This is a genomic window from Streptomyces anulatus (assembly GCF_000721175.1).
GTDB classification, from domain to species: domain Bacteria; phylum Actinomycetota; class Actinomycetes; order Streptomycetales; family Streptomycetaceae; genus Streptomyces; species Streptomyces anulatus_C.
Genome location: NZ_JOEZ01000015.1, coordinates 97,162 through 121,164, shown reverse-complemented (window position 1 = coordinate 121,164; position 24,003 = coordinate 97,162). Strand labels below are relative to the sequence as shown.

The following is a 24,003-nucleotide window of genomic DNA, read 5'->3' as shown; positions in this document are numbered from 1 at the left end:
CGGTACAGCGGCAAAGTCTCAACCGTGGGTTCAGCGATACGGTTGAAGCCATGGCCAACGACATCAAGGACATCGCCCATGCCGTCGAGGCGGACTCCATCATGAGGCTGTTCCCCTCCCCGCCCCGGATGCTGACCCTGGGCGAGCCCACCCACGGGGTGGACGCCCCGCTCCGCCTGCGCAACGCGCTCTTCCGGCAGCTCGTCGAGCGGGAGGGCTACCGGACGATCACCATCGAGAGCGACTGCGTGGCGGGACTGCTGGTGGACGACTACGTCACGACCGGCGCGGGCACCCTCGACGAGGTGCTGGAGCGGGGGTTCAGCCACGGTCTCGGGGCGTCCGCGGCCAACCGTGAACTGGTGCGCTGGATGCGCGCGTTCAACGACGGCCGGCCCGCGTCCGACCGGGTCCGCTTCGCCGGTTTCGACGGCCCGCTGGAGATGGCGTACGCCGCGAGTCCCCGGGAGACCCTCACCTCGCTGCACCACTGCCTCGCGGACCACGTGGACCCGGGCCTGCTCCCCTGCACGGCCGAGACGCTCGACCGCCTGCTCGGCGCCTGCGACCGGTGGACCGACCCCGCGGCGATGCTGGATCCGTCCGCGTCCTTCGGGCGGTCGGCCGAGGCCGGGGAACTGCGACTGCTCGCCGATGATCTGGGGGCGCTCCTCGACGCGTGGGCGCCGCACCTGATCGCGGAGACCTCGCGGGACGCGTTCGACCGGGCGCTCCTGCACGCGCGGGCCGCCTCGGGCCTGCTGCGGTACCACTACTGGATGGCCGACACCTCACCGAGCCGTCTGGCACGGCTGACGGGCCTGCGGGATCAGATGATGGCCGGCAACCTCCTCGCGCTCGCCGAACGGGGGCCGGTCCTGGTGCACGCCCACAACGGCCATCTCCAGCGGGACATCAGCTCGATGCGGATGGGCGGCCTCCCGCTGGAGTGGTGGAGCGCGGGCTCCATCGTGCACGCCCGCCTCGGCGAGGAGTACGGCTTCCTGGCCACCGCCTTCGGCACGATGCGGCACCAAGGGGTCGACATTCCGCCGCCGGACACCGTCGAAGGAATCCTGTACGCGCTCCCGGACGAGCCTTCCCTGGTGGACGCCTCCGAGCTGGCCGCCGCCGTCGGCGCCACGGGCCCCGTACAGCGTGCGTCCCCGTACTTCGGCTACGCCCCGCTCGACCCGGCGCACCTGGCGCGTATCGACGGAGTCGTGTTCATCAAGGACGTCCCGGAGGACTGAGCACGCCCGGACAGGTGAATCCCGTCGGGCCAGGAATAGGTGGACCGGACCGTTGTTGATCACACCATGACTTCTGAGACTTCCGGGACGGGCAGGAACTTCGGACGCGTGGGGATCTGGAGCAGCGCCCTGCACGCGTCACGGGTGGACGACGCGGGCAGGGCGGCGATCGCGGAGGCGCTCGCCGAGCTCGAAGGGCTGGGGTACGGCACCGTCTGGATCGGGGGCAGTCCGACGCCCCAGGACGCCGCCGCCGTCCTGACCGCCACTCGCTCGGTCACCGTGGCCACCGGCATCCTGAGCATCTGGAACCACACGGCCGAGGAGGTCGCGGCCGGGATCGCGGCGATCGATCCGGTCGCGCGCCGGCGCTTCGTCCTCGGTCTCGGCGTCAGCCACGGGCCGATGGTGCCGCAGTACGCGAAGCCGTACAGCGCGATGGTGGCCTACCTCGACGCACTCGACGCCGCCGAAGCGTCCGTGGGCTCCGGACACCGGGTCCTGGCGGCGCTCGGGCCGAAGATGCTGAAGCTCGCGGCCGGCCGGTCGCTGGGCGCGCACCCCTACCTCGTCACCACCGAGCACACCGCGGAGGCCCGCGAGGCGCTCGGCCCCGACGCGCTGCTCGCCCCGGAGCTGACCGTGGTGCTGGACACCGACCTCGACCGGGCCCGCACCACCGCACGGACGATGCTGGGGATGTACCTCCAACTGCCCAACTACACCGACAATCTGGTGCGCCTGGGGTTCGCTGAGGGCGACTTCGAGGGCGGCGGGAGCGTCCGTCTGCTCGACGCCCTCTTCGCGCTGGGCGACGCCGAGCAGGTGAGGCGCAGGACACAGGAGTACCTCGACGCCGGGGCGGACCACGTGGCGTTGCAGGTACTCACCGCCGAGGAGGGCGGCGCCGGGCTGCCGCGTGCCGCATGGCGTGAGCTGGCCGGGGCTTTCGGCGACAAACTCTGACGGACCAGGACCAGGACCAGGACCAGGACCAGGGACAGGGCCAGGACCCGGGCGCGTCCACGAGCGCGTCCGCGGCCCTCCCCCCTTGCCTGTCGGCGCCCCTCACTTGCCTGTGACCGTCCCCGGCCCTCCTGTGCCCCTTGCCTTGGCCTTCCCGTGCCCCCTTTCGGCACCGCGGAGGCGGGCACTCCGCACTTCGGGCGCCACTCGGGCGGTGATCACGGGAAAGCGGGCGGGCCGGGCGACCGGATCGGCGGCCGTCCTGGGCGTGACCAGCGCGGTCGCACCCAGGAAAACGGGCACGAACGGGCTGAGGGGATCTGGTGAAGCGGCTGGTCGTGCCCCTGCGACTGCTTGTACAAACGACACATGAGCCCGAACGGAAGCGGGCTCCGCCCGCAACGGGCCCAGCAGCGACCAGGGAAGTGCGCCGTGGACACCGAGGAACGCCGTCGGGGAATTCTGGAGACGGCCCGGCGGGAGGGGTCGGTCGGGGTGAACGCCCTCGCGGACCTGTTCAAGGTGGCCAAGGAGACCGTCCGCCGCGATCTGCACGTGCTGGAGGAGCACGGACTCGTCCGCCGGACCCACGGCGGCGCCTACCCGGTGGAGTCGGCCGGCTTCGAGACCACGCTCGCCGTCCGCACCACCCGTAACGTTCCGCAGAAGTCGCGGATCGCGGCCGCCGCCGCCGATCTGCTCGGCGACGCCGAGACGGTCTTCGTCGACGAGGGCTTCACCCCGCAGCTCGTCGCCGAGGCGCTTCCCCAGGACCGGCCGCTGACCGTGGTCACCGCTTCCCTGGCCGTCGCCACCTCCCTCGCCGGGGTGGAGAAGACCTCGGTGCTGCTGCTGGGCGGCCGGGTGCGCGGCTCGACGATGGCGACCGTCGACCACTGGGCCTCCCGGATGCTCGCGGACTTCGTCATCGACCTCGCGTATCTCGGGGCCAACGGCATCTCCCGCGAGTACGGCCTCACCACCCCGGACCCCGCCGTCGCCGAGGTGAAGGCACAGGCGCTGCGCAGTTCGCGGCGCCGGATCTTCGCCGGGATCCACAGCAAGTTCGGGGCGGTGAGCTTCTGCCGGTTCGCCGGGGTCGGCGACTTCGAAGCCATCGTCACCGACGCCGGGCTCCCCTCGGCCGAGGCCCAGCGCTATTCCCTCCTGGGGCCCCAGGTCATCCGGGTCTGACCGGCCCACCGCCCGTACCGCCATCCACAAGGCTCCCGCACCCGCTCCACCCCCACCGCCGGGGCCTGGCTCGCCATGCCCGCAACGACCCGATCACCGAGTCGCTACGACTGATCAGGAGCCCCCATGCCTCATCCAGGACGCCGCCACCGACCACGTATGCGTGGCCGGGCCTGCGCCGTGACCGCCGCCCTGGCCCTGCTCGCCACCGGCTGCGCCGGAGCGGGCGGGACCGCCTTCGGCGGCGGCGACGCGCTCAACGTGCTGATGGTGAACAACCCGCAGATGGTCGAACTGCAGAAGCTGACCGCGCAGCACTTCACGAAGAAGACCGGTATCAAGGTCCACTTCACGGTGCTGCCCGAGAACGACGTACGGGACAAGATCAGCCAGGACTTCTCCAACCAGGCCGGTCAGTACGACGTCGCCACCATCAGCAACTTCGAGCTGCCGTTCTTCGCGAAGAACGGCTGGCTCCACCCGCTCGACGACTACGCGAAGGCCGATACCGCCTTCGACCAGGAGGACATCCTTCAACCGCTCCAGGACTCGCTCACCGCCGAGGACGGCAAGCTCTACGCCCAGCCCTTCTACGGGGAGTCGTCCTTCCTCATGTACCGCAAGGACGTCTTCGAGGAGCAGGGCCTCACCATGCCCGAGAAGCCGACCTGGGAGCAGGTGGCGAAGCTCGCCGAGCGGACGGACGGGTCGGAGCGCGGGATGAAGGGCATCTGCCTGCGCGGGCTGCCCGGCTGGGGCGAGGTCATCGCCCCGCTGACCACGGTCGTCAACACGATGGGCGGCACCTGGTTCACCGAGGACTGGGAACCGCGGCTGACCGCACCGGAGTTCAGGAAGGCGACGAAGTTCTACGTCGACCTCGTGCGCGAGCACGGTGAGCTCGGCGCCCCGCAGTCCGGGTACGCCGAGTGCCTGAACAACATGACGCAGGGCAAGACCGCCATGTGGTACGACGCCACCGCGGGCGCCGGGTCACTGGAGGCGAAGGGCTCCCCGGTGAAGGGGAAGATCGGTTACGTCCCCGCCCCGGTGGAGCGGACCAGGAGCTCCGGCTGGCTCTACACCTGGGCCTGGGGCCTGCAGAAGGCGTCCAAGAAGGCCGACGACGCCTGGAAGTTCGTGTCCTGGGCCTCCGGCAAGGAGTACGAGGAGCTCGTCGGCGCCACCAGCGGCTGGTCCAACGTCCCGGCGGGCAAACGGGCTTCCACCTACGCCAACCCCGCCTACCGGGCGGAGGCGGGGGCGTTCGCCGACGTCACCGAGCGGGCCATCTCCGAGGCCGACCCGAAGAACCCGGGCACCCAGCCCCGCCCGACGGCGGGCATCCAGTTCGTCGGCGTACCGGAGTTCACCGATCTGGGCACCCGGGTGGCGCAGGAGATCAGCGCCGCCATCGCGGGCCGCCAGTCGGTGGACGCCGCGCTCGCCGCCTCCCAGAAGCTGGCCGAGAAGGTCGCGGAGGAGTACCGATGACCGTCACCGCAACCAGAGAGACCACGTCCCCACCGGTCCCGGCGCGGAAGGCGGGCGGCGGCAACCGGCGGCGTGCGTGGGCGACCCGCGCTCCCCTGCTGCCGGCGCTGATCTTCCTGATCGCCGTCACCCAACTGCCCTTCGTGGCGACCCTGGTGATCTCACTCTTCGACTGGAACTCCCTCAAGCCGGAGAAGCGCCACTTCACCGGCCTTTCCAACTACGCCTCGGTCTTCACCGACGAGGCGTTGCGCGAATCGGTCGTGACGACCGTCGTCCTGACCGCGTCCGTCGTGATCGTCAGCGTCGTGCTGGGGCTCGTCCTCGCCCTGCTCCTGGACCGCGCCTTCTTCGGCCGGGGGTTCGTGCGCACCCTGCTGATCACCCCGTTCCTGCTGGTGCCGGTCTCCGCCGCGCTGCTGTGGAAGCACGCGCTCTACAACCCCGAGTACGGACTGTTCAACGGGGCCCTCACCTGGTTCGGCGAGCTGCTGGGCATCGAGTCCGTCGCACAGCCCGAGTGGACCTCCGAGATGCCGCTGATCGCCATCGAGGCGTCGCTCGTGTGGCAGTGGACGCCGTTCATGATGCTGATACTGCTGGCCGGGCTGCAGAGCCGGCCGGCCGAGATCATGGAGGCCGCGCGCCTGGACGGGGCCGGGCCCTGGCAGATGTTCCGCCATCTGACCCTGCCGCATCTGCGCCGCTACCTCGAACTCGGCATCCTGCTCGGGTCGGTGTACATCGTGCAGAACTTCGACGCGGTGTTCACCATCACCTCCGGCGGTCTCGGCACCGCCAATCTCCCGTACACCGTCTACGAGACCTTCTACCGGGCCCATGAGTACGGGCTGGCGTCCGCCGCGGGCGTGGTCGTGGTGATCGGCACGATCATCATCGCCACCTTCGCACTCCGGGTGGTCTCGTCGCTCTTCCGTGAGGAGGCGGGCCGCGCATGAGCGCCTCGACCGCGACATCTGCTTCCGTCAACGCTCCCACGCACAACGCCGCCACGCGTAGGGCCCGTCGGCGCTCGGCCACCCTGGGCGTGGTCGCCTGGGTCGTGGGGATCGGTTTCTGTCTGCCCGCCCTGTGGATGGTGCTGACGTCCTTCCACGCGGAGGCCGACGCGGCGACCAACCCGCCCTCGCTCGCCGCCGCGCTGACCCTCGACGGCTACCGCACGTTCTTCGGCGGCGGAGGCGGCCCGACGCCGTGGCCGCCGCTGGTCAACTCGCTGGCGGCCTCGTTCTTCTCGACCGTGCTGGTGCTGCTGCTCGCGCTTCCGGCCGCGTACGCGCTGTCCATCCGGCGGGTGCGCAAGTGGACGGACGTGATGTTCTTCTTCCTGTCCACGAAGATGCTGCCGGTGGTCGCCGGGCTGCTGCCGGTGTACCTGTTCGCGAAGAACACGGGGCTGCTGGACAACATCTGGCTGCTGGTCCTGCTCTACACCTCGATGAACCTGCCGATCGCGGTGTGGATGATGCAGTCCTTCCTCGCGGACGTCCCCGTCTCCATCATCGAGGCGGCGCAGGTCGACGGGGCCCGGCTGCCGACGGTGCTGCGCCGGGTCGTCGCCCCGGTCGCCGGTCCCGGTATCGCCGCTACCGCCCTGATCTGCTTCATCTTCAGCTGGAACGAGCTGTTGTTCGCCCGGGTGCTGACCGGCGTGGTCGCCGGGACCGCACCCGTCCATCTGACCACCTTCGTCACCAGTCAGGGCCTCTTCCTCGCCCAGCTGTGCGCGGCGTCGGTGGTCGTGTCCCTGCCGGTGCTCGTCGCCGGCTACGCCGCCCAGGACAAACTCGTCCAGGGCCTCTCCCTGGGAGCAGTCAAATGAGGGCAGCCATCGTCGAAGCCCCCGGCAAGGTCTCCGTGACCACCGTCCCGGACCCCACGCCCGGCCCTCGCGACGTGGTCGTCAAGGTGGCGTCGTGCGGCCTGTGCGGCACCGATCTCCACATCCTCCAGGGCGAGTTCGCCCCGACCCTGCCGATCGTCCCGGGCCATGAGTTCGCCGGGGAGATCGTCGGGCTCGGTGCGGACGTCACCGAACTGTCCATCGGCGACAAGGTGGCCGTGGACCCCTCGCTGCACTGCCACGAGTGCCGCTACTGCCGTTCGGGCCGGGGCAACCTCTGTGACAACTGGGCGGCGATCGGCGTCACCGTCCCCGGGGGCGCGGCCGAGTTCGCGGTGGCGCCCGTCGCCAACTGCGTACGCCTGCCGGAGCACATCGACGTGCGGGACGCGGCACTGATCGAGCCGCTGTCCTGCGCGGTGCGCGGCTACGACGTGCTCAACGGCAATCTCGGGGCCCAGGTGCTGATCTACGGGTCCGGAACCATGGGGCTGATGATGCTGGAGCTGGCCAAGCGCACCGGCGCCGCGTCGGTGGACGTGCTGGACGTCAACGCCCAGCGGCTGGCCACCGCGACGACGCTCGGCTGCACGGGCGCGGCGGCCCGCGCCGATGAGCTGGACCGTCCGGGCGGCTGGGACGTGGTCATCGACGCCACGGGCAACGCCGGGGCGATCCAGGACGGTCTGGGTAGGGTCGCCAAGGGCGGCACGTTCCTCCAGTTCGGGGTCTCCGACTACGCCACGACCGCCGTGATCGAGCCGTACCGGATCTACAACCAGGAGATCACCATCACCGGTTCGATGGCGGTGCTGCACAGTTACGAGCGGGCCGCCGCGCTCTTCGCGAGCGGGGTGCTGGACGCGTCGGTGTTCATCAGTGACCGGCTGCCGCTGGAGCAGTACCCGCGGGCGATCGAGCGCTTCCAGGCGGGGATCGGCCGCAAGATCGTGGTGGAGCCGTGAGCGAGTCCGTGGCCGTGGCCCCGGGCGCCGCTCCGGACCCCGGCGCCGTTCTGGTGCTGGGCGAGGCGCTGGTGGATCTGGTGCCGGCCGGCGGTGACGCCGGGGCCCTGTCGGCCCAGCCGGGCGGCGCGCCCGCGAACGTCGCGGTGGGTCTGGCCCGGCTCGGCGGGCGGCCGTCCTTCGTGGGCGGGCTCGGCGACGACGCCTTCGCAGGCCGCATCGAGGAGTGGCTGACCGGTGCGGGCGTCGACCTCTCGCTGAGTGCCCGGTCGGCGCTGCCCACGGCGCTCGCGGTGGCCGACCCGGGCGATCACGGGAACACGTACCACTTCCACCTCGGGGACACGGCGACCTTCCGGCTGCCGGACCGCACGGCGGAGGCGGCGCGCTTCGGCGCGGTGTACGTGGGCGGGCTCGCCGCGGTGGTGGAGCCGGCGGTCGGCATCGTGGCCGCCACCGCGCGGGCGGCCGCTCGCCGCGGGCTGCTCGCGGTGGATCCCAACGTGCGCGAGGACCGGGCGCTCGATCCCGTACGGAGCCTGGACCGGTTGCGCGAGCTGTGCTCTCTCGCGCACGTCGTGAAGGCGAGCGACGAGGATCTGGTGCGGCTGTGGCCCGGCGCGGCCCCGGAGGCGAGCTGCCGCAGGCTCGCCGGACAGGGACGGCTGGTGGTGATGACCCGAGGGGCGCATGGCGCCACCGCCTACGTCCCTGACGCCCCGGCGGTCTCCGTCCCCGCCCTGCCGGTGCGGGTGGTGAACACCATCGGCGCGGGCGACGCGTTCATGGCGGGGATGCTGACCTGGCTCGGGGTGGAGGCCGGCTGGGATCCGGCGCTGTCCGCCGGGCGGACCAAGGCCATGCTGGAGTACGCGGCCGGGACGGCCGCGTCGGTCTGCGCCCGGGCGGGAACGGAACCCACGGCCCCGCTTGGGGTGTGAACCCGGCGCCCATCGGGCATCACCATCGGGACCCGAGTTCCTTACGGCCCTCCCCCGGCCCACGGAAACCGCCCGGCCCCACCAGGCTCCTCCGCCCGGTGGGGCCGCGGCGTCGGCTCAGCTCTGCGGACGCTTGCCGTGGTTCGCGCCGTTCTTACGGCGGGCCTTCTTCTTGCGACGTCGCTTCGAGGACATGGACCCCTCCTTCTCTCTGCCGTGTGCTTCCGTTGCGGACGGTCACCGGGCGGTGCGGCCCGGAGATCACCGGGACGTCTGCCCAGGGACACCGTGGCAAACACCCGGTGTGCACGCAACCAGCGGTGCGCACCGAGCGGAGGTGGACAGGTGTGCGGAGATCTCCGGTCAGGTTCCGGCGCGCCGGCCGTCCTCGACGGCGGCCCGGATCGGTTCGAGGCGCGGGGCGTCGGGCGGGGCACCGGCACCGTGCCGCGGCCCGCGGGACGGCCGCGGGGGGGGGACTCGACACGTTCGTGGCCCGGGGGTTACGGCCGTTGACGGACGGGTCCGTCGCTCAGGGCCGGTAGCGCAACGGATGGTCCTCGGGCACCTCGACGACGGCGATCCGCACGCCGTCGGGGTCCTCGATCCACATCTCGACCAGTCCCCAGGGTTCACGCTTCGGCGGTCGCAGCACGGTCACGCCCTTCGCCCGCAGTTCGTCGTGGGCGGCCTCGGCGTCGTCGACCTGGAGCCAGATCCGCACGGCCGAGGAGGCCGGCTCCTCGCCCCGTCCGGAGACTTCCAGGAACCCGCCGCCGAGGAAGTAGACCGTGCCGCGCTCGGGGCCCGTACCGAACTCCCGGTAGACGGCGAGGCCCAGGGCCTCGCCGTAGAAGGCGCGGGAACGCTCGGGATCGGTGGGGTGCAGCAGAATCCTGCTGCCCAGTACGTGCACCATGAGCCGAGCGTACGCCTTCGGACCTTGAGGGGCAGGTCCCCCGGGATCGGTCAGTTGCCGATCCCGTCGATGAAGTCCTCCGTGCACCGACTCTCGGCCGCCTGGCCACTGGCACGGTTCATGCAGTCCTCGAAGTTCTTGAACTCCGCGGAGTCGAGGACGGAGACGACCAGCACGAGGACGATCACGGATCCGATGAGCCCGAGCGCGCCGAACGCGGCGCCGACTATCGCCATCACCCGGCGCGGCGCGCGGCCCTGGCGGGTGCGGAGCGCGGCGATGATGCCGAAGACGACGGCGAGCAGGCCGAGGAGCAGCCCGCCCACCACGGTCCAGAAGAACAGGCAGGCGATGAGGCCGAGAACGAGCGCGGCGACCGCGAATCCGTTCTTCTGTGCGGGCCCCTGGGCGGCGTAGGGGTCGTGACCGACGGTGGGCTGACCCGGGTACGAGGAATCCGGGTACGAGGGAAGGGACATCGGGGAGGCGCTCCTGTTCGCTGGCTTTTCGTCCACCTGCCCCCCGCTACGGCCTCTATGCACCGTTCTGGTCACGCTCCGGCAACGGCCGACCCTGAATCCCCTGGCCAGGGGCCTCTCGGCGGAGCCGCGCCGAGAGGTGGTGCTGGAGCGGCCGTCCGATCGCGGCGAGATCGTGGACGAAGGTGAGCGTGTCCGGATCCGTCAGGGTGTAGCGGCGCCGGGTGGCGTCGACCTCCTTCGCCGTGGGGGCGAGGGACACCCGCTCGGTGTCGAGGTCGACGGCGCCGTCGCGGGCGTGGCCGACCGAGATCTCCGCGATGCCGGTGGGCTGGGTGATCAGTGCCTCCACCCGCCCGTCCGGCTGCAGGCGCCACCACCCGCTCTCCCGGGCGGAGGGCCGCAGGGGGCGCCCGTCGGCGTCGAGCAGCCAGGCCCGTGCCTCGTACGCGAGGAAGGGCCGTCCGTCGTGGCTGAAGGTGACTTCCTGCGCGTACGTGAAGTCCGCCTCCAGCGTCGGGTACCCGCCGCGGCCGGTGCCCCGCCAGGTGCCGAGGTACCCGGCCACCGGGGCGAGCAGGGGATGCGGCGCGGGGGACGCGTCGGGGCGGAGGGCGTCGGGGAAGGGGAGTTCGCGAAGGGGGTCGTGCATGGGTGTGTGCGCTCCTGGGTCGGGCCGGCTCGGAGTCGCAGCCTAGGTGGTGTCCCGGCGATCGGCGGTCCGCAACGGGAAGTTGTGGGGCCGCTCCTGACCGGGGCTCAGTTGCGGGCGAGCAGCGGACAGTGCCGCCGTCGGGGGTGCAGATGCCGGTGATGAGCTTGGCGAGGGTTCTCTTGCCGGAGCCGGTCGATGGCTCCGGCGGCCAATCGCGTCGCCCCAGGAGGCCGGTGGGGCAGGTGAGGTGTGCGGGTCGGGAGGGACCGTCGCGCGATCCCCTCCCGGCCCGGAGCCCCGGGAGCCGGGCCCAGGTCAGAGCCCGAGATCGCTCAGCCGGGCCTCGTAGCGGATGGTGAGGTCCTCGGAGTCGCCGGCCGCCGGGTTGTCCCAGAGTGCCTCCAGCTCGGAGCGCACGGAGTCGGGCAGCGCCTCGTACCGCTCGGACCAGGTGTCGGAGTTCGGTATCCAGTAGCCGACGACCTTGAAGCGCTCCGCCGGGAGCCCCAGCTCGCGCCGGAGGTAACGGCGCACCGAACGCAGGGCGTTGGTCTCCCCCGCGACCCACACGTAACCGCCCTCGAGATCCGTGCCGGGCGGGACCGCGGCGGCCACCAGGTCGGCCAGCCGGCTCGGACCGTGACCGTTTCCGCCGTAGGTCCAGGTCATTTTGGAGTCGGGCAGCTCCCGCAGGGGCAGCACGGCGGAGGGGTCGGGCGCCTCCAGGACCACCCGGGTCCTGACCTGGTCCGGGGTGCTCTCCAGCAGGCGGGCGGCGGCGGGCAGACCGGTCTGGTCGGCGACCAGCACCTGCCAGGTGAGATCGGCCGGGGGGCTGTAGAGCCCGGTCGGGTCGTTGACGCCCACGGCATCCCCGGGCCGCGCCTCGGCGGCCCAGCCGGACGCCACTCCGCCCTCGTGGAGCACGAAGTCGATGTCGACCTCGCCGGCCTCCGGGCGCACCGCGCGGATCGTGTACGTGCGCATCGGCGCGACGGGCTGCCCCTCGGGGGTCTCCCACCCGCCCTGCTCGGTCGTCCGGGGCAGGGAGACGTCGGTGCGGTCCGGGCCGTGCGGAAGGAAGAGCCGGACGTACTCGTCACCGACCCCGGTGGTCCTGAAGGCCGCCAGGCCTTCCCCGTGGAGGGTGACGCGGGTCATGGTCGCGGTGAGCGGCCGCACTCGGGCGACGACGGCTCGGTGGATCGTCATGGACACTGCCCCTTCGTACGCGTGGTCGGCCTGGGCGCCTCGCCCGCCGGGACGAGAGAACCGATTTTGGCTTAGGCCAGCCTAACCTTGCACGGACAGCGGTTCGAGAAGGCCTCGGCCACGCGTCCGGCCGCTGTGCCAGAATCCGGCGGATGACCGTTCGATATCCTCGCCCCTTGCTGCCCGGTGACCGTGTCGGGATCACCTCCCCGTCCAGCGGCGTACCCGAGGAGCTGCGCGAGCGGCTCGCCGTGGCGGTGCGCGATGTGGAGGCGCGAGGCTACGAGGTCGTGACCGGCCGGTGCATGGACGGCTCCGGGCATGTCAGCGCACCCGCGGCCGACCGGGCGGCCGAGTTGACGGCGATGCTGACGGACCCCGGCATCAGGGCCGTGGTGCCGCCGTGGGGCGGGGAGACCGCCATCGACCTGCTGCCCCTGCTCGACTGGGACCGGCTGCGTGCGGCCGAACCGACCTGGGTGGTGGGCTACTCGGACATGTCGACCGTCATGACCCCGCTGACCCTCCTCACGGGAACGGCGACCGTGCACGGGAACAACCTCCTGGACACCCCCTACCGGGTGCCGGAGGGGCTGGTGTCCTGGCTCGACGTCGTCGCCGCGCCGCCGGGCCACCGCTTCACCCAGATTCCGCCGGAACGGCACCGGGCCACGGGGTGGGACGACTACGCGGAGCACCCGGACGTCCGCACCTTCACGCTCGACACCCCGGGCCGGTGGACCCGGCTGGACGGCAGCGGCGACGTGGACGTCGAGGGTCGGCTCGTCGGGGGCTGCATCGAGATGCTGAGCAACCTCGCGGGCACGCCGTACCTCGACGCCTCCGCCTTCGCCAGGGCGCATGCCCCGGAGGGGCTTCTCGTGTACGTGGAGGCCGGCGGCGACGACGCGTTCGCCATCTGCCGCCATCTGCACGGGATGCGGCTGGCCGGATTCTTCGACGCGGCCAACGCCGTACTCGTCGGCCGGACCTCGGCCCCCGACACGAGCTCGCTCACCCAGCATCAGGCCGTGACGGACGCGCTCTCGTCGCTGGACGTGCCGATCGTCGCCGATGTCGAGTGCGGCCATGTGCCGCCGTACCTCCCTCTGGTCAACGGGGCGCACGCCCGGGTCGTGCACACGTCGACGCGCAGTGAGCTGACCCAGACGCTGGACTGACCGCCGGGCCGAGCGTCGTACCAGGACACCGTGCCGGGCCGTGGCGTACACCCCTGCGGCCTGGCACCATGCATGCCCATGAGTGAACCCGGTGATCCCGAAGCCGCGTCGGCCCAGGCCGGCCGCCTGGTGCGTGAGCTGTACCCCGAGGCGCTCGGGGCCGTTCTCGGCGGGTCGGCCGCGCAGGGCCGGGCCACGGCGAACAGCGACCTCGACATCGGTGTGCTCCTGCCGGACTCCGCCGGAAGCGGCCGCCGCGTGGTGCGCCACGAGGGCCGCCAGGTGGAGCTCTTCCTCAACGCCGTGGGCGACGTGCCCGGCTTCTTCGCGTGGGACAGGGCCCGGCGGCGGGCGACCGTCGTCTTCGTCTACGCCCAGGGCGTGACGCTTGCCGACCCGTCGGGGCATGTGGCCGACACGTGCCGGCTGGCCGAGGAGATCGTCGCCCTGGGGCCACCGCCGCTGACGGCGGACCAGTGGCGCCACGGCCGCTACGTGCTCACCTGCTACCTGGACGACCTCGTCGACACCTCACCGACGAGCCGTCATGAGCAGCTCGTCCTCTCCGACCATGTGCTGCGGGAGGCCGCCGCACTCGTCACCGCCCATCGCGGTGCCTGGACGGGGATCGGCAAGTGGCTGCCCCGTCGGCTGCTGGCCGCGGATCCGGTACGGGGCAAGGCCCTGCTGGACGGCCACCTGGCCGTGGCGGAGCGGGCCGATCCGGTGCCGTTGGCCGCTGCGGCCACCAAGTTGCTGGAGGCGGTCGGCGGGCCGCTGCGCGAGGGGTACGCGCATCGGTGGGAGGCCTTCGAGGCGGGAGGCGGCCGGGCCGCCCCGCGTCGGGTCGCGCAGGACGTGGAGGCTCCGGCAGGCGGCGAGCCGGGCCGGTGACGCGGTGTCGCTCCGGAGCTCGACGCGAACTCCAGCTCTTCACGCACGCTCATGACGGCGACGCCACGGACGCCGATCCGCCCGCCGACCAGGACCGTGTCACCGGCGGCCGCGCCCATGATGCGCCCTCCTCGGATCGGCCCGTTTCAGGATCTCCGGCCGGCAGCCTGTTTCCTGGATACCCCGAGCACGCCCCGGCCGGTAAGGGCGGTATGGCCCTGTTGCCCGCGCACACCTGCCGGGGGCGGGACGCGGCACGCGGGTGGCTGGTTCGGATCATGTGAGGCCGCGCCGGCCCTAGCATGGCCGGATGAGCCGACTACCCGACCCCCACGCCCGGCGTTCCGTCCTCCGCCTGCTGGGCGGCGCCCTCGTGACCGTGCCGCTCGCGGCCTGTGGCACGGAGTCCGGTCCGCCCGCGCCGTCGCCCGCCGGAAAGGCGGGCGGATCGCCCTCGGCTGCGGAACGGGACGCCGGGCGCGCCTTCTCGGCACTGGAGAAGGAGTACGCGGCGCGGCTCGGTGTGTACGCCGTCGACACCGGGACCGGGCGCACGGTCGCCCACCGTGACGGGGAGCGGTTCGCGTACGCCTCCACGTTCAAGGCGCTGGCGGCGGGGGCGGTGCTGCGCGAGCACGGGATGGGCGGGCTGGAGCGGGTCGTGAGGTACCGCCGTGAGGATCTGGTCGAGCACTCCCCCGTCACCGAGAAGCACGTGGCCACCGGGATGAGCCTGGGCGATCTGTGCGACGCCGCTGTGCGCCACAGCGACAACACCGCGGGCAATCTGCTGTTCGACGCGGTCGGCGGGCCGCGGAAGCTGCAGGCCGTGCTCGCGGAGCTGGGGGACGACGTGACCCGGATGGAGCGGCGGGAGACCGAACTCAACGAGTGGTCTCCCGGCGCCACCCGCGACACCAGTACGCCCCGGGCCCTGGCCGAGGACCTGCGGGCGTTCGTCCTGGGCGATGCCCTCGGCAAGCCCGAGCGGGCCCGGCTCACCCGGTGGCTCCGGGACAACACCACCGGCGGCGAGCTGATCCGGGCCGGGGTCCCGCAGGGGTGGACCGTGGGCGACAAGACCGGGGCGGGCAGTACCTACGGGACGCGCAACGACATCGCCGTGGTGTGGCCGCCCGGTGCGGCGCCGCTGGTGCTGGCGGTGCTCTCCAACCGTGAGGACGCGGACGCCGCGTTCGACAACACTCTGATCGCGAGGGCGACGTCCGCCGCCGTCGGCGCCCTGACCGGGCAGAGCACTCCTTAGGGCACGGCTCCGGTCTCGGCGAGCACGGCGTCGATCTCGCCGAGGAAGTCGTCCAGGTCGCCGGGGTTACGTGAGGTGATGAGCGACCAACCCTCGGCGTCGTCGCGGACCACCGGCTTGTCGACCCAGGTGCCGCCCGCGTTGGTGATGTCGGTCCGCAGCGAGGCGTACGAGGTCAGCGTCTTGCCCCGGACGTAGCCGCCCTCGACCAGCGCCCACGGCCCGTGGCAGATCGCGGCCACCGGCCGGCCGGAAGCGGTGAACGAGCTGACGATCCGGGTGGTGGCCTCCTCCAGGCGCAGCGAGTCGGCGTTCAGCGTGCCGCCCGGGACCAACAGGAGGTCGTACGCGGCGGGGTCGACGTCGTCGAGCGTGAGGTCGGGCCGCACGGTCTCGCCGGGATCCCGGTCGCCGACGAGGGTGCGGATGTCGTCGGTGGAGAGCGCCGCGACGCTGACCTGCGCCCCGTGCCCACTCAGATGCTTCACGGGGACGACGAGTTCGTCCTGCTCGACCCCGTAGTTGGTGACGATGGCCAGGATCCTGCGGTCGTCGAGAGCGGTGGTGGACATGGACTGCTCCGTTCCTCCGGTGTCGTTCATACGGTCGTGTCGTCGGCACGGCCCACGGGGGCGCGCCCGGCCGTGATCCGGACGCATTCGGCGACGGTGTCGCGCAGGCTCCCGGTCCGCGCCAGGATCTCGCGCTGGATCCGTGCCCCGTTCCCGCGCCGGTCCACGGCGGCCAGGGCCTGCTCCGCGGCTTCCAGGTCGCCGCTGTCCTCCAGGGCTTCCCGCACATGGGCCAGCAGGGCCCGCAGGACGTCGGGGGCGGGCTCCGGCCGCAGGGTGCGGGGGTGGATCAGCCGGTCCTCCAGGCCCGACCGGCCCGCCTGCCAGGAGGCCACGCGGAGCAGGGAGGTGCTGGTGCCCGGGGGTGGCTTCCCGGCCCGCCACTCCCGTGCGGCCGTCTCCACCAGCCCTCGTGCCAGAGTGGCCAGCAGCACGGTGTCGGCCGGGTCCAGGCAGACGTCCGCGATCCTGACCTCCACTGTGGGGTAGCGGTGCGAGAGGCGCGCGTCGAAGTAGACCATCCCCTCGTCCCGGAGCACCCCGGTGCCGACCAGGGACCGCACCTGGGCGTGGTACGCCTCCGCGGAGCCGTGGACGTCCACCGGTCCGGCCGACGGCCACCGCCCCCACACCCGGCTGCGGTAGCTGCTGTACTGGCTGTCCTGCCCCTGCCAGAACGGGGAGTTGGCGCTCAGGGCGAGCAGGACGGGCAGCCAGCAGCGCACCCGGTCGAGCACGGCGACGCCCTCCTCGTCCGAGTCCACCGAGACATGGACGTGGCAGCCGCAGGTCAGCTGCTCCTGGGCGGTGAGCCCGTAGCGCTCCGCCATCCACCGGTACCGCTCCCCCGTGCCGATCGTCGGGCTGACCGGGAGCGGTGAGGTGCCCAGGGCCGCCACCGCGGCCCCGGCTTCGGCGGCGTGCCGTACCGCCTCGGCGCGCCACTGGTGGACCGAGGCGGCGAGTTCACCCAGGTCCGCGTACGGCCGCGTGGAGAACTCCAGTTGCTGGCGGTGCAGTTCCGGCTCGAAGGCCGACTCTCCGGCCGCGTCCTTCTCGGCGATCGCCAGCACCGCCGAGGACAGAGCCCGTGGCTCTCCGCTCGCCGTGTCGACCAGCAGCAGTTCTTCCTCGACACCCACCGTGCGGGCCACAGCGCTCCCTGTTCGACGATCGGCGGCGGTCAGGCGGAGAGGACGGAGTCGTCCTCGGGCCGGGCTCCGGGCAGCCGGTGACGGGCGGCGACCAGCGCGCTGTCGACATCACCCGTGCCGGTCGACACGCACAGCGTGTACGCCACGTCGTCCATGCGCTGCCGGGCCTCCTCGCCGCCGTTCTCCGCGTGCAGCACGCGGAGAACCTCGTACTGCTCGATCAGGTTGCGCAGTACCGTGGGGTGGGCCATCAGCATGCGGGCCATCCTTTCGCCGGATTCGCCGGGTGACGTCTCGCCGCCCGGGTGGGGCAACACCCCGGGTACCCGCACGTGGGCGAGCCACACACCAGGGGCGCGGAGTCCGCCGCTCCGTACCGTGCGACGCGCTCCGGACCGGTGCCCGGAGCTCCCAATATGGCCGGGCGCCGCGGGCCCCGCATCTTCTTCCGCAGCGTGGTGGCGCGGGAGGCCGGGCCAGGTGTCCGGAGCCTCACCGCGCCGGTGACTGCTTCGCCCGGCAGCGGGTACCCAGCAGAGCGCACCACCAGCCCCCGGTCGCTCCGGGGCAGTACGAAAGGAAGCTCTCATGACCGACCGCAGGCCGGAAGGCACCGCCTACACCGGGGCTTCCGGCAGCCCGCCCCCCGTACCGGCCGACATGCCGGACCAGCAGACCCAGGAGGGTGAGGACGCTCTCGACATACCGGTGCCGGACCGGGTGGCCCGCGAGGGCGGACAGCCCGAGCTGGACGAGGCCGGCGCCGGCCGGAAGGCGCCACGCAACGCGGGCGCGCACCCCGACGAGCACCCGGCCCCGGACGAGTCGACGGGCTAGCGCGGACCGCCCTTCACGCACGACATGCCGGTGCCCCGGCCCTGGGAAGGGGCCGGGGCACCGGCATGGCGTGCGTGCTCAGTGGCGTCCGCGCGCACTGCTCGACGCGCCCCCGAACAGCCTGGCCAGGGCCCGGAAGGGGAGCGTGACCACGGTGGCAACAGCTCCTCCGACGGACCGGAGCACATCTGCGATGGCCTTCAGCATGAGTCGCCCTCCATCCTCGCCCGGAAGCTTCCAGGACGTTCGGTTCGAGAGCCACCGCGTACCCGGTCCGCACCGCTCCAACCGGACCTGCGCTCGACGGGAGACGCGCCGTCGCCCGCGCGGCCCGCCGTGCCACCCGCTGTCCGTCCGGTTTGATCTCCGGGTATCCGCGCCGACGCCGTACGTGGCGGGGGGCCGGTCTGGGCGCCCCGTTCTTCGGCCGGCTCACCGGACCCATGCCGATCGCGTCTCTCTACGCGATCGGGGCCGCGGCCGGCGGAATCTCCGGGCCGCCGCTGTTCGCCGGTCTCACCGGGAGCGGCGTGGTCGCCGACGCCGTCATCGCCTTCCGCGTGGGGGCCACCCTGATGGTGGCGGCGGGCGCGGTCGCGGTCTTCTTCGCGGTGGCCGCCGAGCAGCGGCCCCTGGAGGACATCGCCACCCCGCCGTCCGCCGCCCGGTCGGATGAGGGCGATACCCTCCGCCGACCTGCGGCCCGGAACGCCCCGGAGCCCCGGAGCGGGTGCGCTCCGGGGCTCCGGGGTCGGTCAACCCGGATCAGGCGGTGGTGATGTTCTCCGCCTGCGGGCCCTTCTGGCCCTGGGTGATGTCGAAGGTCACCGCCTGGCCCTCCTGGAGCTCACGGAAGCCGGTGGAGTTGATGTTGGAGTAGTGCGCGAAGACGTCGGGACCGCCGCCGTCCTGCGCGATGAAGCCGAAGCCCTTTTCCGAGTTGAACCACTTGACGGTTCCGCTGGCCATGCCCGTACCTCTCAGCAGTGAACGGATCCGCACCGCGCGGACCCGGAGGTGATCGCCCTGGTTCTCAGGCACTGCACAGCAAAACGCCCGCGCCAGGCGCGGGCAGGTACTGCGAACCACGACATCTTCCGGCGACGCTACACGGCGGGATCACTCCTCACCAGAGAGCAACGCCATTTTGCTGTGGATCACCTTCGTCGTCACCGGCTCGTACCACACCGACTACCGTCCGTTCAGGGGCCGTCGGCGCCCCGGGCGACACCGCGCGCCCACAGGACAAGCGGCAGTTGGAGGGGCAGCCGGGCGTAGGCCGCGACCCGCTGCGGCCGGGGCCGGTGACGCCAGTCGACGGCCATCTGCACATTGGCCGGAAACACTCCGACGAGGAAGCCCGCGGTCGCCCGGGCGGCGGCCACCCTGGTCCGGGGGTGGGCGAGGCCCGCGGCCAGGGCGAGTTCGACCACTCCGCTGACATACGTCCAGGTACGGGGCTCTCCGGGCAGGATCCGGGGCACGGTGCCGTCGAAGACCTTCGGGGCGGCGAAGTGGAGCACCCCCGCTCCGCCCATCAGCCCGGCGAGCAGGACTGCGGAACGCGTCTGTCGGGACATGCTTCTCCTTCGGCGACGGGACTTACTTCCGAGTAAGTTACGGGTTCCCGGCGCGCCGCGCACCCCTTCAGGGCGCCAGCAGCCGCCAGAGCGTCAGCGCTCCCACACCGCAGACGAGCAGCCCGGCGATCAGGGCCAGCGTGCCCCGCCGCACGTTGTCGGGCTGGAAGCCGCCGAGCACGCTGAAGCACAGCCGGAACCCGTGGGCCACGGCCGGCACCCCGCACGCGGTGACGGCGAACCCGGCCGCGATGGCGTCCCACTGGTCCTCGAACGCCCGTTGGTACGGCCCCGGCTCCCGGGTGGCCAGGACGTATCCGGCCGAAGTGAGCAGGGCGGCGGGGAATGCCACCAGGCCGAAGAAGACGGTCAGTCGCCGGATCACCGGAACGACCCCCTGTCCACGGGGAAGCGGGAGAGGCGTTCACGGACCGACCTCTTCAGCCGTTCCTCCCACCGGTCCCGCTCGGCGACATGGGTGAACAGCTCCCGCATCCGGTTCACCTCTTCGACCATGGTGTGTTGCTCCTCCGCTAACCGCCGGTTCAGCGGCCGTTCGATCCGCAGCAGGAGGGCGACGCAGGCCGCGAGCGAGAGCGCCGCCACGGTCAGGCCGGCCACGACGAGCACGCCCCCGGGGCCGTCGCCCGTGGCGGCGGCGAGTGCCAGCACCGCCGGGATCAGCACCGCGAGGGAGGCCGACGCGATCCGGGGCCGGCGGACCCGGCGCCGCCGGGCGCTCAGGGCCTGGACGCCGGCCAGTCGCCGTTCCGCCGCCGCCAGCGTCCGCAGGAACGCCGCTCCGCCGTCGATCGCGGCCATGTCAGTCCCCGTTCCGCTGCGTGATGAACGACTGGAGTTCCTGGCCGAAGTGGGTGCGCAGCGCGCCGATCTGCGCGTCGTCCAGCTGGGAGGTCCGCACGGGCAGCCCCGGAAGGAACTGGTGACGGATGAGCCGGGAGGCCATCGGGAGGACGGACAGGCGCAGCGACGTCTCGCTCTCCAGGTCCCGCACGAGGGCGGCGAACGGGGACTCGCGGCGGGCCCGCCCGGGGATGTAGTGGTCGCGCGCCTCGTCGAGCCGGTCCCAGTACAGATCGCTCTTGGACACCGCGACGATCAGCCGGCGCAGCCGCTTGGCCAGCTGCCCGTCGATGATCGCCTCGACCAGGAGACGGAAGTCGGCCGCCTCCTTGCGGCGGTGCCAGTTCCGTACGGCTTCCCGGTCGACGGTGCCGTCGGCGGCGAGCGCCTCCTGGACGTCGCGCTGGGAGGCGCGCTGCCAGATCCTGTTGTGCCCCCAGCAGACGACGTGGACGATGCCGTGCGGGGAGGCCTCGCCCCGCATCGTGTCCTGCAGGGCCTGTTGGCGCTGGGTGGACAGCTGCCCCGGGATGACGGTGACGGCGGCCCGGGTGCGGCGGTTGCCGGAGCGCAGGACCGTGGCGTGCTTCTCGATGTCGGGGCTGCGGGAGCTGTCGCTGTCGCCCGTGCGGATCGACTGTATCAGCGCGTCGTACAGGACGGTCTTGCCCGCCCCCGCCTCGCCGGTGACGGCGATGGGGTTGACCGAGAGGCCGAGCCGTCCGTTCAGGGTGGCCACGCCCGGCCCGGCCCCCTGGCCGCCGCCGTCCACCGCGTGCCGGACGCTCTCCCACCGTGATCGGGTGTTCTCCCAGACGTCGGGCACGCGCGCAGCTCCCCCGGGTAGGCCGATGGGGAGATCCTATCGATCAACTGGACTCGTTGCGCCGGCACTTGCGGGATTCCGCGCATGTGGGAGAGGCCCGGGTGCGCCGGGTGCTACTGGATGAACCGGGGCAGCCAGCGTGCCTGGTAGTCGGGGTGGCCCGCGTACTCGGCGGCGAGTTGCCTCACGGCGAAGCCCAGGCCCACCGCGCGGCCGGAGCGGAAGTCCTCCGCCGGGCGGTCGGTGTCCAGGTCGGCCACCTCGACGTACTCGCCGACCATGACGCGGTTCGTCTCGATGCGCTCCAGGGTCCGCGCGGGGTTCTGGAGGGCGATGTGCTCGTCGAAGCCCCGGCCCCGCACCGTGAACGCCACCCCGCCGGTGCGGTCGTGGACCTCGCCCGGCACGTCGGCCGGGCACCGCCATCGGTCCCCGCCGGCGGCCAGTGCGACGTCTTCCTCGTCGGCGAGCCGGGCCCGGACGAAGGCCACCATGTCTGCGTTGCCGGCCATTGGATGCCGCTCCCTTGCGCTGATGGATCTCTGCACTCGATACGGGGAGCATTCTGGTGGACCGGACGCGGCGCGATCCACCTCCGCATCCGGTTCACCCCACCGTGTCCCCCGCGTCGCTCCCGGCCAGGTCGGCGAGGACCTTGTACAGGGGTTCGGTCTCCCGGCGGCGGTACTCCTGTACCGCCCAGCCGTTGCCGTCCGGGTCGGTGAAGTACATGAAGGTCGCCCCGTCCTCGGGGGTGTACCGCTGAGGCTCGGAGACCTCGACGCCCCGGCCGACGAGTTCGGCGTGCGCGGCGGTGATGTCGGTGACGCAGAGCTGGAGGCCGTGGTACGTGCCCGGCTGCGGGGTTCCGGTCGGGTTGGGCAGTCCGTCGGTGAGGGCGATCGAGCAGCCGGATCCGGGCGGCGTCAGCTGGACGACGCGGGCGCCCTCCATCACTTCGGCGTCGATGTCGACGTGGAAGCCGAGCTTGTCCCGGTAGAAGTCCCGGGCCCGGTCGACGTCGGTCACGGGAAGCACGATCACTTCGAGGGTCCAGTCCATGGGTCAGCGCCCTTTCGCGGGTCGGTCGGTGTCCGGGCCGGACGATGGTTCGTCCGGGTCGTGCCGTGGTTCGTCCAGGTCGGGCCGTGGCGTGTGCCGGTCGGGCCGTGACTCCTCCGCTGCACCGTCACCCGTCCCCGATGCGGCCGCTTCCGCTTCCCCGGTGAGCGGCGTCGCACCGCCCTGGAGGCGGGCCAGGTCGGCGGGCCGGACCTGGATGACGAACAGGGCGACCAGGGCGGCGAACACGGCGAAGCAGGCGGCGACGACGAAGGCACTGGAGACGCCGGAGGTGAGGACCTCGTCGCCCCAGGGCGGTGGCAGTTCGCCGGTCCTGCGGAACTCCAGGAGCTGGGCGGGTGTGCCCTCCTGGAGGAATCGCGGCACCTGGTCGGTCGCCTCGTTGCGGCTGGCCGTGCCGAACGTCGTGACCAGGATCGACAGCCCCAGGGAGCCGCCGACCTGCTGGGTGGCGTTGAGGATGCCGGAGGCGGCACCCGCCTCCTTCGGAGCGACGCCCGACACCGCCATCAGGGTCAGCGAGACGAACTGCATGCCCATGCCGAAGCCGAACACCAGCATCGGGCCGAGGATCGAGCCGAGGTAGGAGCTGTGGACATCGGTCAGCGTCAGCCAGCCGAGGCCGACGGCGGCCAGGAGCGCGCCCACCACCATGAAGGGTTTGGGGCCCCACCTGGGCAGCAGCTGGGAGGCCAGGCCCGCGCTGACCGCGATGACGGCGCTCACCGGCAGGAAGGCGAGGCCGGCCCGCAACGGGCTGAAGTCGAGGACGTTCTGCACGAAGAGGGTCAGGAAGAAGAACATCCCGAACATCGCCGCGGCGAGGCTGAGCATCATCGCGTAGGTCCCGGCGCGGTTGCGGTCGCGGAACATCCACAGCGGTGTGATGGGCTGTCTCGAGCCGCGTTCGACCATGATGAACACCGTGAGGAGCACCACGGCGGCCGCGAACGAGCCGAGGGTGAGCGGATCGGTCCAGCCGTCCTCGGAGGCGCGGATGAAGCCGTAGACGAGCAGCACCATGCCGACCGTCGACGTCAGGGCGCCGACGATGTCGAAGTGGCCCGGACGGCGTTCGGACTCGGGGATGTAGCGGGGGGTCGCGACGGCGATCAGCAGGCCGATGGGGATGTTGACGAACAGCACCCAGCGCCAGTCGAGCCACTCCACCAGCATCCCGCCCGCGAGCAGTCCGATGGCGCTGCCGCCCGCCGAGACGGCGGCGAACACCCCGAACGCGCGGTTGCGTTCGGGGCCCTCGCGGAAGGTGGTGGTGATCAGCGACAGGGCGGTGGGCGAGGCGATGGCGCCGCCGACACCCTGGAGGGAGCGGGCGGCCAGCAACTGCCAGCCCTCCTGGGACAGTCCGCCGAGCAGCGAGGCGAAGACGAAGAGGAGCACGCCGAAGACGAAGACCCGGCGGCGGCCGAGGATGTCACCGAGGCGTCCGCCGAGCAGCAGCAGTCCGCCGAAGGTCAGGGTGTAGGCGTTGACCACCCAGGAGAGGTTCTCGGTGGAGAACCCCAGGTCCTTCTGCATGTGCGGAAGCGCGATGTTGACGATGGTGACGTCGAGCACCACCATCAGCTGGCAGGAGGCGATGACCAGCAGCGCCAGTCCGCTCCGGTGCCGGTCAGTGGTCCTTGCCGCATCCGCGGGGGTCACGTGGGAGCCCGTCATAGTGCAGTTCGTCTCTCGTGCCGAGGGCAGTGAACCCCAGGGAGTGTCTGACAGTTCCGCGTGGGGCGGCCGGTCCCTGCGTCGGTCGGATGAACGCCCGCGTTCACCCGACGTTATGACGGA

General features: G+C 72.0%; 30 protein-coding genes. 13 read left to right on the top strand and 17 right to left on the bottom strand.

Annotation, left to right across the window (positions count from 1 at the left end; genetic code table 11):
• Positions 1-50 precede the first annotated feature (50 nt).
• From IG90_RS0117870 to IG90_RS0117835, 8 genes are all read left to right on the top strand, one after another.
• Positions 51-1,253 (top strand): erythromycin esterase family protein, encoded by a 1,203-nt coding sequence (locus tag IG90_RS0117870; protein ID WP_030585052.1) that lies wholly within the window; start codon positions 51-53, stop codon positions 1,251-1,253.
• A gap of 66 nt (positions 1,254-1,319) precedes the next feature.
• Entirely contained in the window at positions 1,320-2,219 is a 900-nt protein-coding gene (locus IG90_RS0117865; protein WP_030585049.1) for a TIGR03620 family F420-dependent LLM class oxidoreductase, read from the top strand.
• A 432-nt stretch (positions 2,220-2,651) separates the two neighbouring features.
• The gene (locus tag IG90_RS0117860; protein WP_030585046.1) at positions 2,652-3,413 is read left to right on the top strand and encodes a DeoR/GlpR family DNA-binding transcription regulator; all 762 of its coding nucleotides are present in this window, start codon (positions 2,652-2,654) and stop codon (positions 3,411-3,413) included.
• A 126-nt stretch (positions 3,414-3,539) separates the two neighbouring features.
• The gene (locus IG90_RS0117855; RefSeq protein ID WP_030585043.1) at positions 3,540-4,907 is read left to right on the top strand and encodes an ABC transporter substrate-binding protein; all 1,368 of its coding nucleotides are present in this window, start codon (positions 3,540-3,542) and stop codon (positions 4,905-4,907) included.
• Entirely contained in the window at positions 4,904-5,866 is a 963-nt protein-coding gene (locus tag IG90_RS0117850; protein ID WP_030585040.1) for a carbohydrate ABC transporter permease, read from the top strand. The genes IG90_RS0117855 and IG90_RS0117850 overlap by 4 nt, the downstream gene beginning before the upstream one ends.
• Positions 5,863-6,750: a carbohydrate ABC transporter permease gene (locus IG90_RS0117845; RefSeq protein ID WP_030585037.1), complete on the top strand. Its 888-nt coding sequence runs from the start codon at positions 5,863-5,865 to the stop codon at positions 6,748-6,750. The genes IG90_RS0117850 and IG90_RS0117845 overlap by 4 nt, the downstream gene beginning before the upstream one ends.
• Positions 6,747-7,736, top strand: coding sequence for a zinc-dependent alcohol dehydrogenase family protein (locus tag IG90_RS0117840; protein ID WP_030585034.1), 990 nt, complete (start codon positions 6,747-6,749; stop codon positions 7,734-7,736). Before IG90_RS0117845 ends, IG90_RS0117840 begins: the two co-directional genes overlap by 4 nt.
• Positions 7,733-8,677: a PfkB family carbohydrate kinase gene (locus tag IG90_RS0117835; RefSeq protein WP_233435998.1), complete on the top strand. Its 945-nt coding sequence runs from the start codon at positions 7,733-7,735 to the stop codon at positions 8,675-8,677. Before IG90_RS0117840 ends, IG90_RS0117835 begins: the two co-directional genes overlap by 4 nt.
• Before the next feature lie 117 nt (positions 8,678-8,794).
• Here the strand turns inward: IG90_RS0117835 and IG90_RS47105 are convergent, their stop codons facing one another.
• The 5 genes from IG90_RS47105 to IG90_RS0117815 form a co-directional block, all read right to left on the bottom strand.
• Positions 8,795-8,872: a 50S ribosomal protein bL37 gene (locus tag IG90_RS47105; protein ID WP_370454205.1), complete on the bottom strand. Its 78-nt coding sequence runs from the start codon at positions 8,870-8,872 to the stop codon at positions 8,795-8,797.
• 337 nt (positions 8,873-9,209) lie between these two features.
• Entirely contained in the window at positions 9,210-9,596 is a 387-nt protein-coding gene (locus IG90_RS0117830) for a VOC family protein (protein ID WP_030585028.1), read from the bottom strand.
• A 50-nt stretch (positions 9,597-9,646) separates the two neighbouring features.
• On the bottom strand, positions 9,647-10,075 hold the full coding sequence (locus IG90_RS0117825) for a hypothetical protein (protein WP_030585025.1): 429 nt from the start codon (positions 10,073-10,075) through the stop codon (positions 9,647-9,649).
• 55 nt (positions 10,076-10,130) lie between these two features.
• Positions 10,131-10,727: a nitrobindin family protein gene (locus IG90_RS0117820; RefSeq protein WP_051860114.1), complete on the bottom strand. Its 597-nt coding sequence runs from the start codon at positions 10,725-10,727 to the stop codon at positions 10,131-10,133.
• A 318-nt stretch (positions 10,728-11,045) separates the two neighbouring features.
• Entirely contained in the window at positions 11,046-11,942 is an 897-nt protein-coding gene (locus IG90_RS0117815; RefSeq protein WP_030585019.1) for a siderophore-interacting protein, read from the bottom strand.
• A 152-nt stretch (positions 11,943-12,094) separates the two neighbouring features.
• Here IG90_RS0117815 and IG90_RS0117810 point away from each other — a divergent pair, with 152 nt between their 5' ends.
• The 3 genes from IG90_RS0117810 (at position 12,095) to bla (ending at position 15,284) form a co-directional block, all read left to right on the top strand.
• Positions 12,095-13,123, top strand: coding sequence for a S66 family peptidase (locus tag IG90_RS0117810; RefSeq protein WP_033894332.1), 1,029 nt, complete (start codon positions 12,095-12,097; stop codon positions 13,121-13,123).
• A 78-nt stretch (positions 13,124-13,201) separates the two neighbouring features.
• A complete protein-coding gene (locus tag IG90_RS0117805; protein WP_063739487.1) occupies positions 13,202-14,017 on the top strand; it encodes a nucleotidyltransferase domain-containing protein in 816 nt (271 codons plus the stop codon).
• Positions 14,018-14,327: 310 nt separating this feature from the next.
• Positions 14,328-15,284, top strand: a complete 957-nt coding sequence (gene bla, locus IG90_RS0117800; protein ID WP_030585009.1) for a class A beta-lactamase — start codon at positions 14,328-14,330, stop codon at positions 15,282-15,284.
• On the opposite strand, the gene IG90_RS0117795 is transcribed toward bla, so the two are convergent.
• The 3 genes from IG90_RS0117795 to IG90_RS0117785 are packed head-to-tail and all read right to left on the bottom strand — an operon-like array spanning position 15,281 to position 17,267.
• Entirely contained in the window at positions 15,281-15,856 is a 576-nt protein-coding gene (locus IG90_RS0117795; protein ID WP_030585006.1) for a DJ-1/PfpI/YhbO family deglycase/protease, read from the bottom strand. The genes bla and IG90_RS0117795 overlap by 4 nt on opposite strands.
• 26 nt (positions 15,857-15,882) lie before the next feature.
• Positions 15,883-17,010 (bottom strand): glutamate--cysteine ligase 2, encoded by a 1,128-nt coding sequence (locus IG90_RS0117790; RefSeq protein ID WP_051860113.1) that lies wholly within the window; start codon positions 17,008-17,010, stop codon positions 15,883-15,885.
• A gap of 29 nt (positions 17,011-17,039) precedes the next feature.
• Positions 17,040-17,267 (bottom strand): DUF5133 domain-containing protein, encoded by a 228-nt coding sequence (locus IG90_RS0117785; RefSeq protein ID WP_030585000.1) that lies wholly within the window; start codon positions 17,265-17,267, stop codon positions 17,040-17,042.
• 331 nt (positions 17,268-17,598) lie between these two features.
• Between IG90_RS0117785 and IG90_RS0117780 the strand changes: the two genes are divergently transcribed.
• Positions 17,599-17,847, top strand: a complete 249-nt coding sequence (locus IG90_RS0117780) for a hypothetical protein (RefSeq protein WP_030584997.1) — start codon at positions 17,599-17,601, stop codon at positions 17,845-17,847.
• Positions 17,848-17,925: 78 nt separating this feature from the next.
• On the opposite strand, the gene IG90_RS46680 is transcribed toward IG90_RS0117780, so the two are convergent.
• The gene (locus tag IG90_RS46680; protein ID WP_267958692.1) at positions 17,926-18,054 is read right to left on the bottom strand and encodes an LPFR motif small protein; all 129 of its coding nucleotides are present in this window, start codon (positions 18,052-18,054) and stop codon (positions 17,926-17,928) included.
• Between the two features lie 236 nt (positions 18,055-18,290).
• Here IG90_RS46680 and IG90_RS0117775 point away from each other — a divergent pair, with 236 nt between their 5' ends.
• Positions 18,291-18,626: a hypothetical protein gene (locus IG90_RS0117775; RefSeq protein WP_030584994.1), complete on the top strand. Its 336-nt coding sequence runs from the start codon at positions 18,291-18,293 to the stop codon at positions 18,624-18,626.
• On the opposite strand, the gene IG90_RS0117770 is transcribed toward IG90_RS0117775, so the two are convergent.
• The 8 genes from IG90_RS0117770 to IG90_RS0117735 all read right to left on the bottom strand — a co-directional run bounded on the left by IG90_RS0117770 (position 18,613) and on the right by IG90_RS0117735 (position 23,880).
• The gene (locus tag IG90_RS0117770) at positions 18,613-18,816 is read right to left on the bottom strand and encodes a cold-shock protein (RefSeq protein ID WP_003964323.1); all 204 of its coding nucleotides are present in this window, start codon (positions 18,814-18,816) and stop codon (positions 18,613-18,615) included. The genes IG90_RS0117775 and IG90_RS0117770 overlap by 14 nt on opposite strands.
• A 233-nt stretch (positions 18,817-19,049) precedes the next feature.
• Positions 19,050-19,427, bottom strand: a complete 378-nt coding sequence (locus tag IG90_RS0117765; RefSeq protein WP_030584991.1) for a DoxX family protein — start codon at positions 19,425-19,427, stop codon at positions 19,050-19,052.
• Positions 19,428-19,494: 67 nt separating this feature from the next.
• Positions 19,495-19,812: a hypothetical protein gene (locus IG90_RS0117760; RefSeq protein ID WP_030584988.1), complete on the bottom strand. Its 318-nt coding sequence runs from the start codon at positions 19,810-19,812 to the stop codon at positions 19,495-19,497.
• Positions 19,809-20,249, bottom strand: a complete 441-nt coding sequence (locus IG90_RS0117755) for a hypothetical protein (protein ID WP_030584985.1) — start codon at positions 20,247-20,249, stop codon at positions 19,809-19,811. Before IG90_RS0117755 ends, IG90_RS0117760 begins: the two co-directional genes overlap by 4 nt.
• A gap of 1 nt (position 20,250) precedes the next feature.
• Positions 20,251-21,117 (bottom strand): hypothetical protein, encoded by an 867-nt coding sequence (locus IG90_RS0117750; protein ID WP_030584981.1) that lies wholly within the window; start codon positions 21,115-21,117, stop codon positions 20,251-20,253.
• 113 nt (positions 21,118-21,230) lie between these two features.
• Entirely contained in the window at positions 21,231-21,629 is a 399-nt protein-coding gene (locus tag IG90_RS0117745; protein ID WP_030584978.1) for a DUF6221 family protein, read from the bottom strand.
• Positions 21,630-21,723: 94 nt separating this feature from the next.
• Positions 21,724-22,179 carry a VOC family protein gene (locus IG90_RS0117740; protein ID WP_030584975.1) on the bottom strand — a complete coding sequence of 152 codons (456 nt, stop codon included), beginning with the start codon at positions 22,177-22,179 and terminating at the stop codon, positions 21,724-21,726.
• Between the two features lie 3 nt (positions 22,180-22,182).
• Complete coding sequence (locus IG90_RS0117735) at positions 22,183-23,880, bottom strand: MFS transporter (protein WP_030584970.1); 1,698 nt, start codon at positions 23,878-23,880, stop codon at positions 22,183-22,185.
• Between the last annotated feature and the right edge of the window lie 123 nt (positions 23,881-24,003).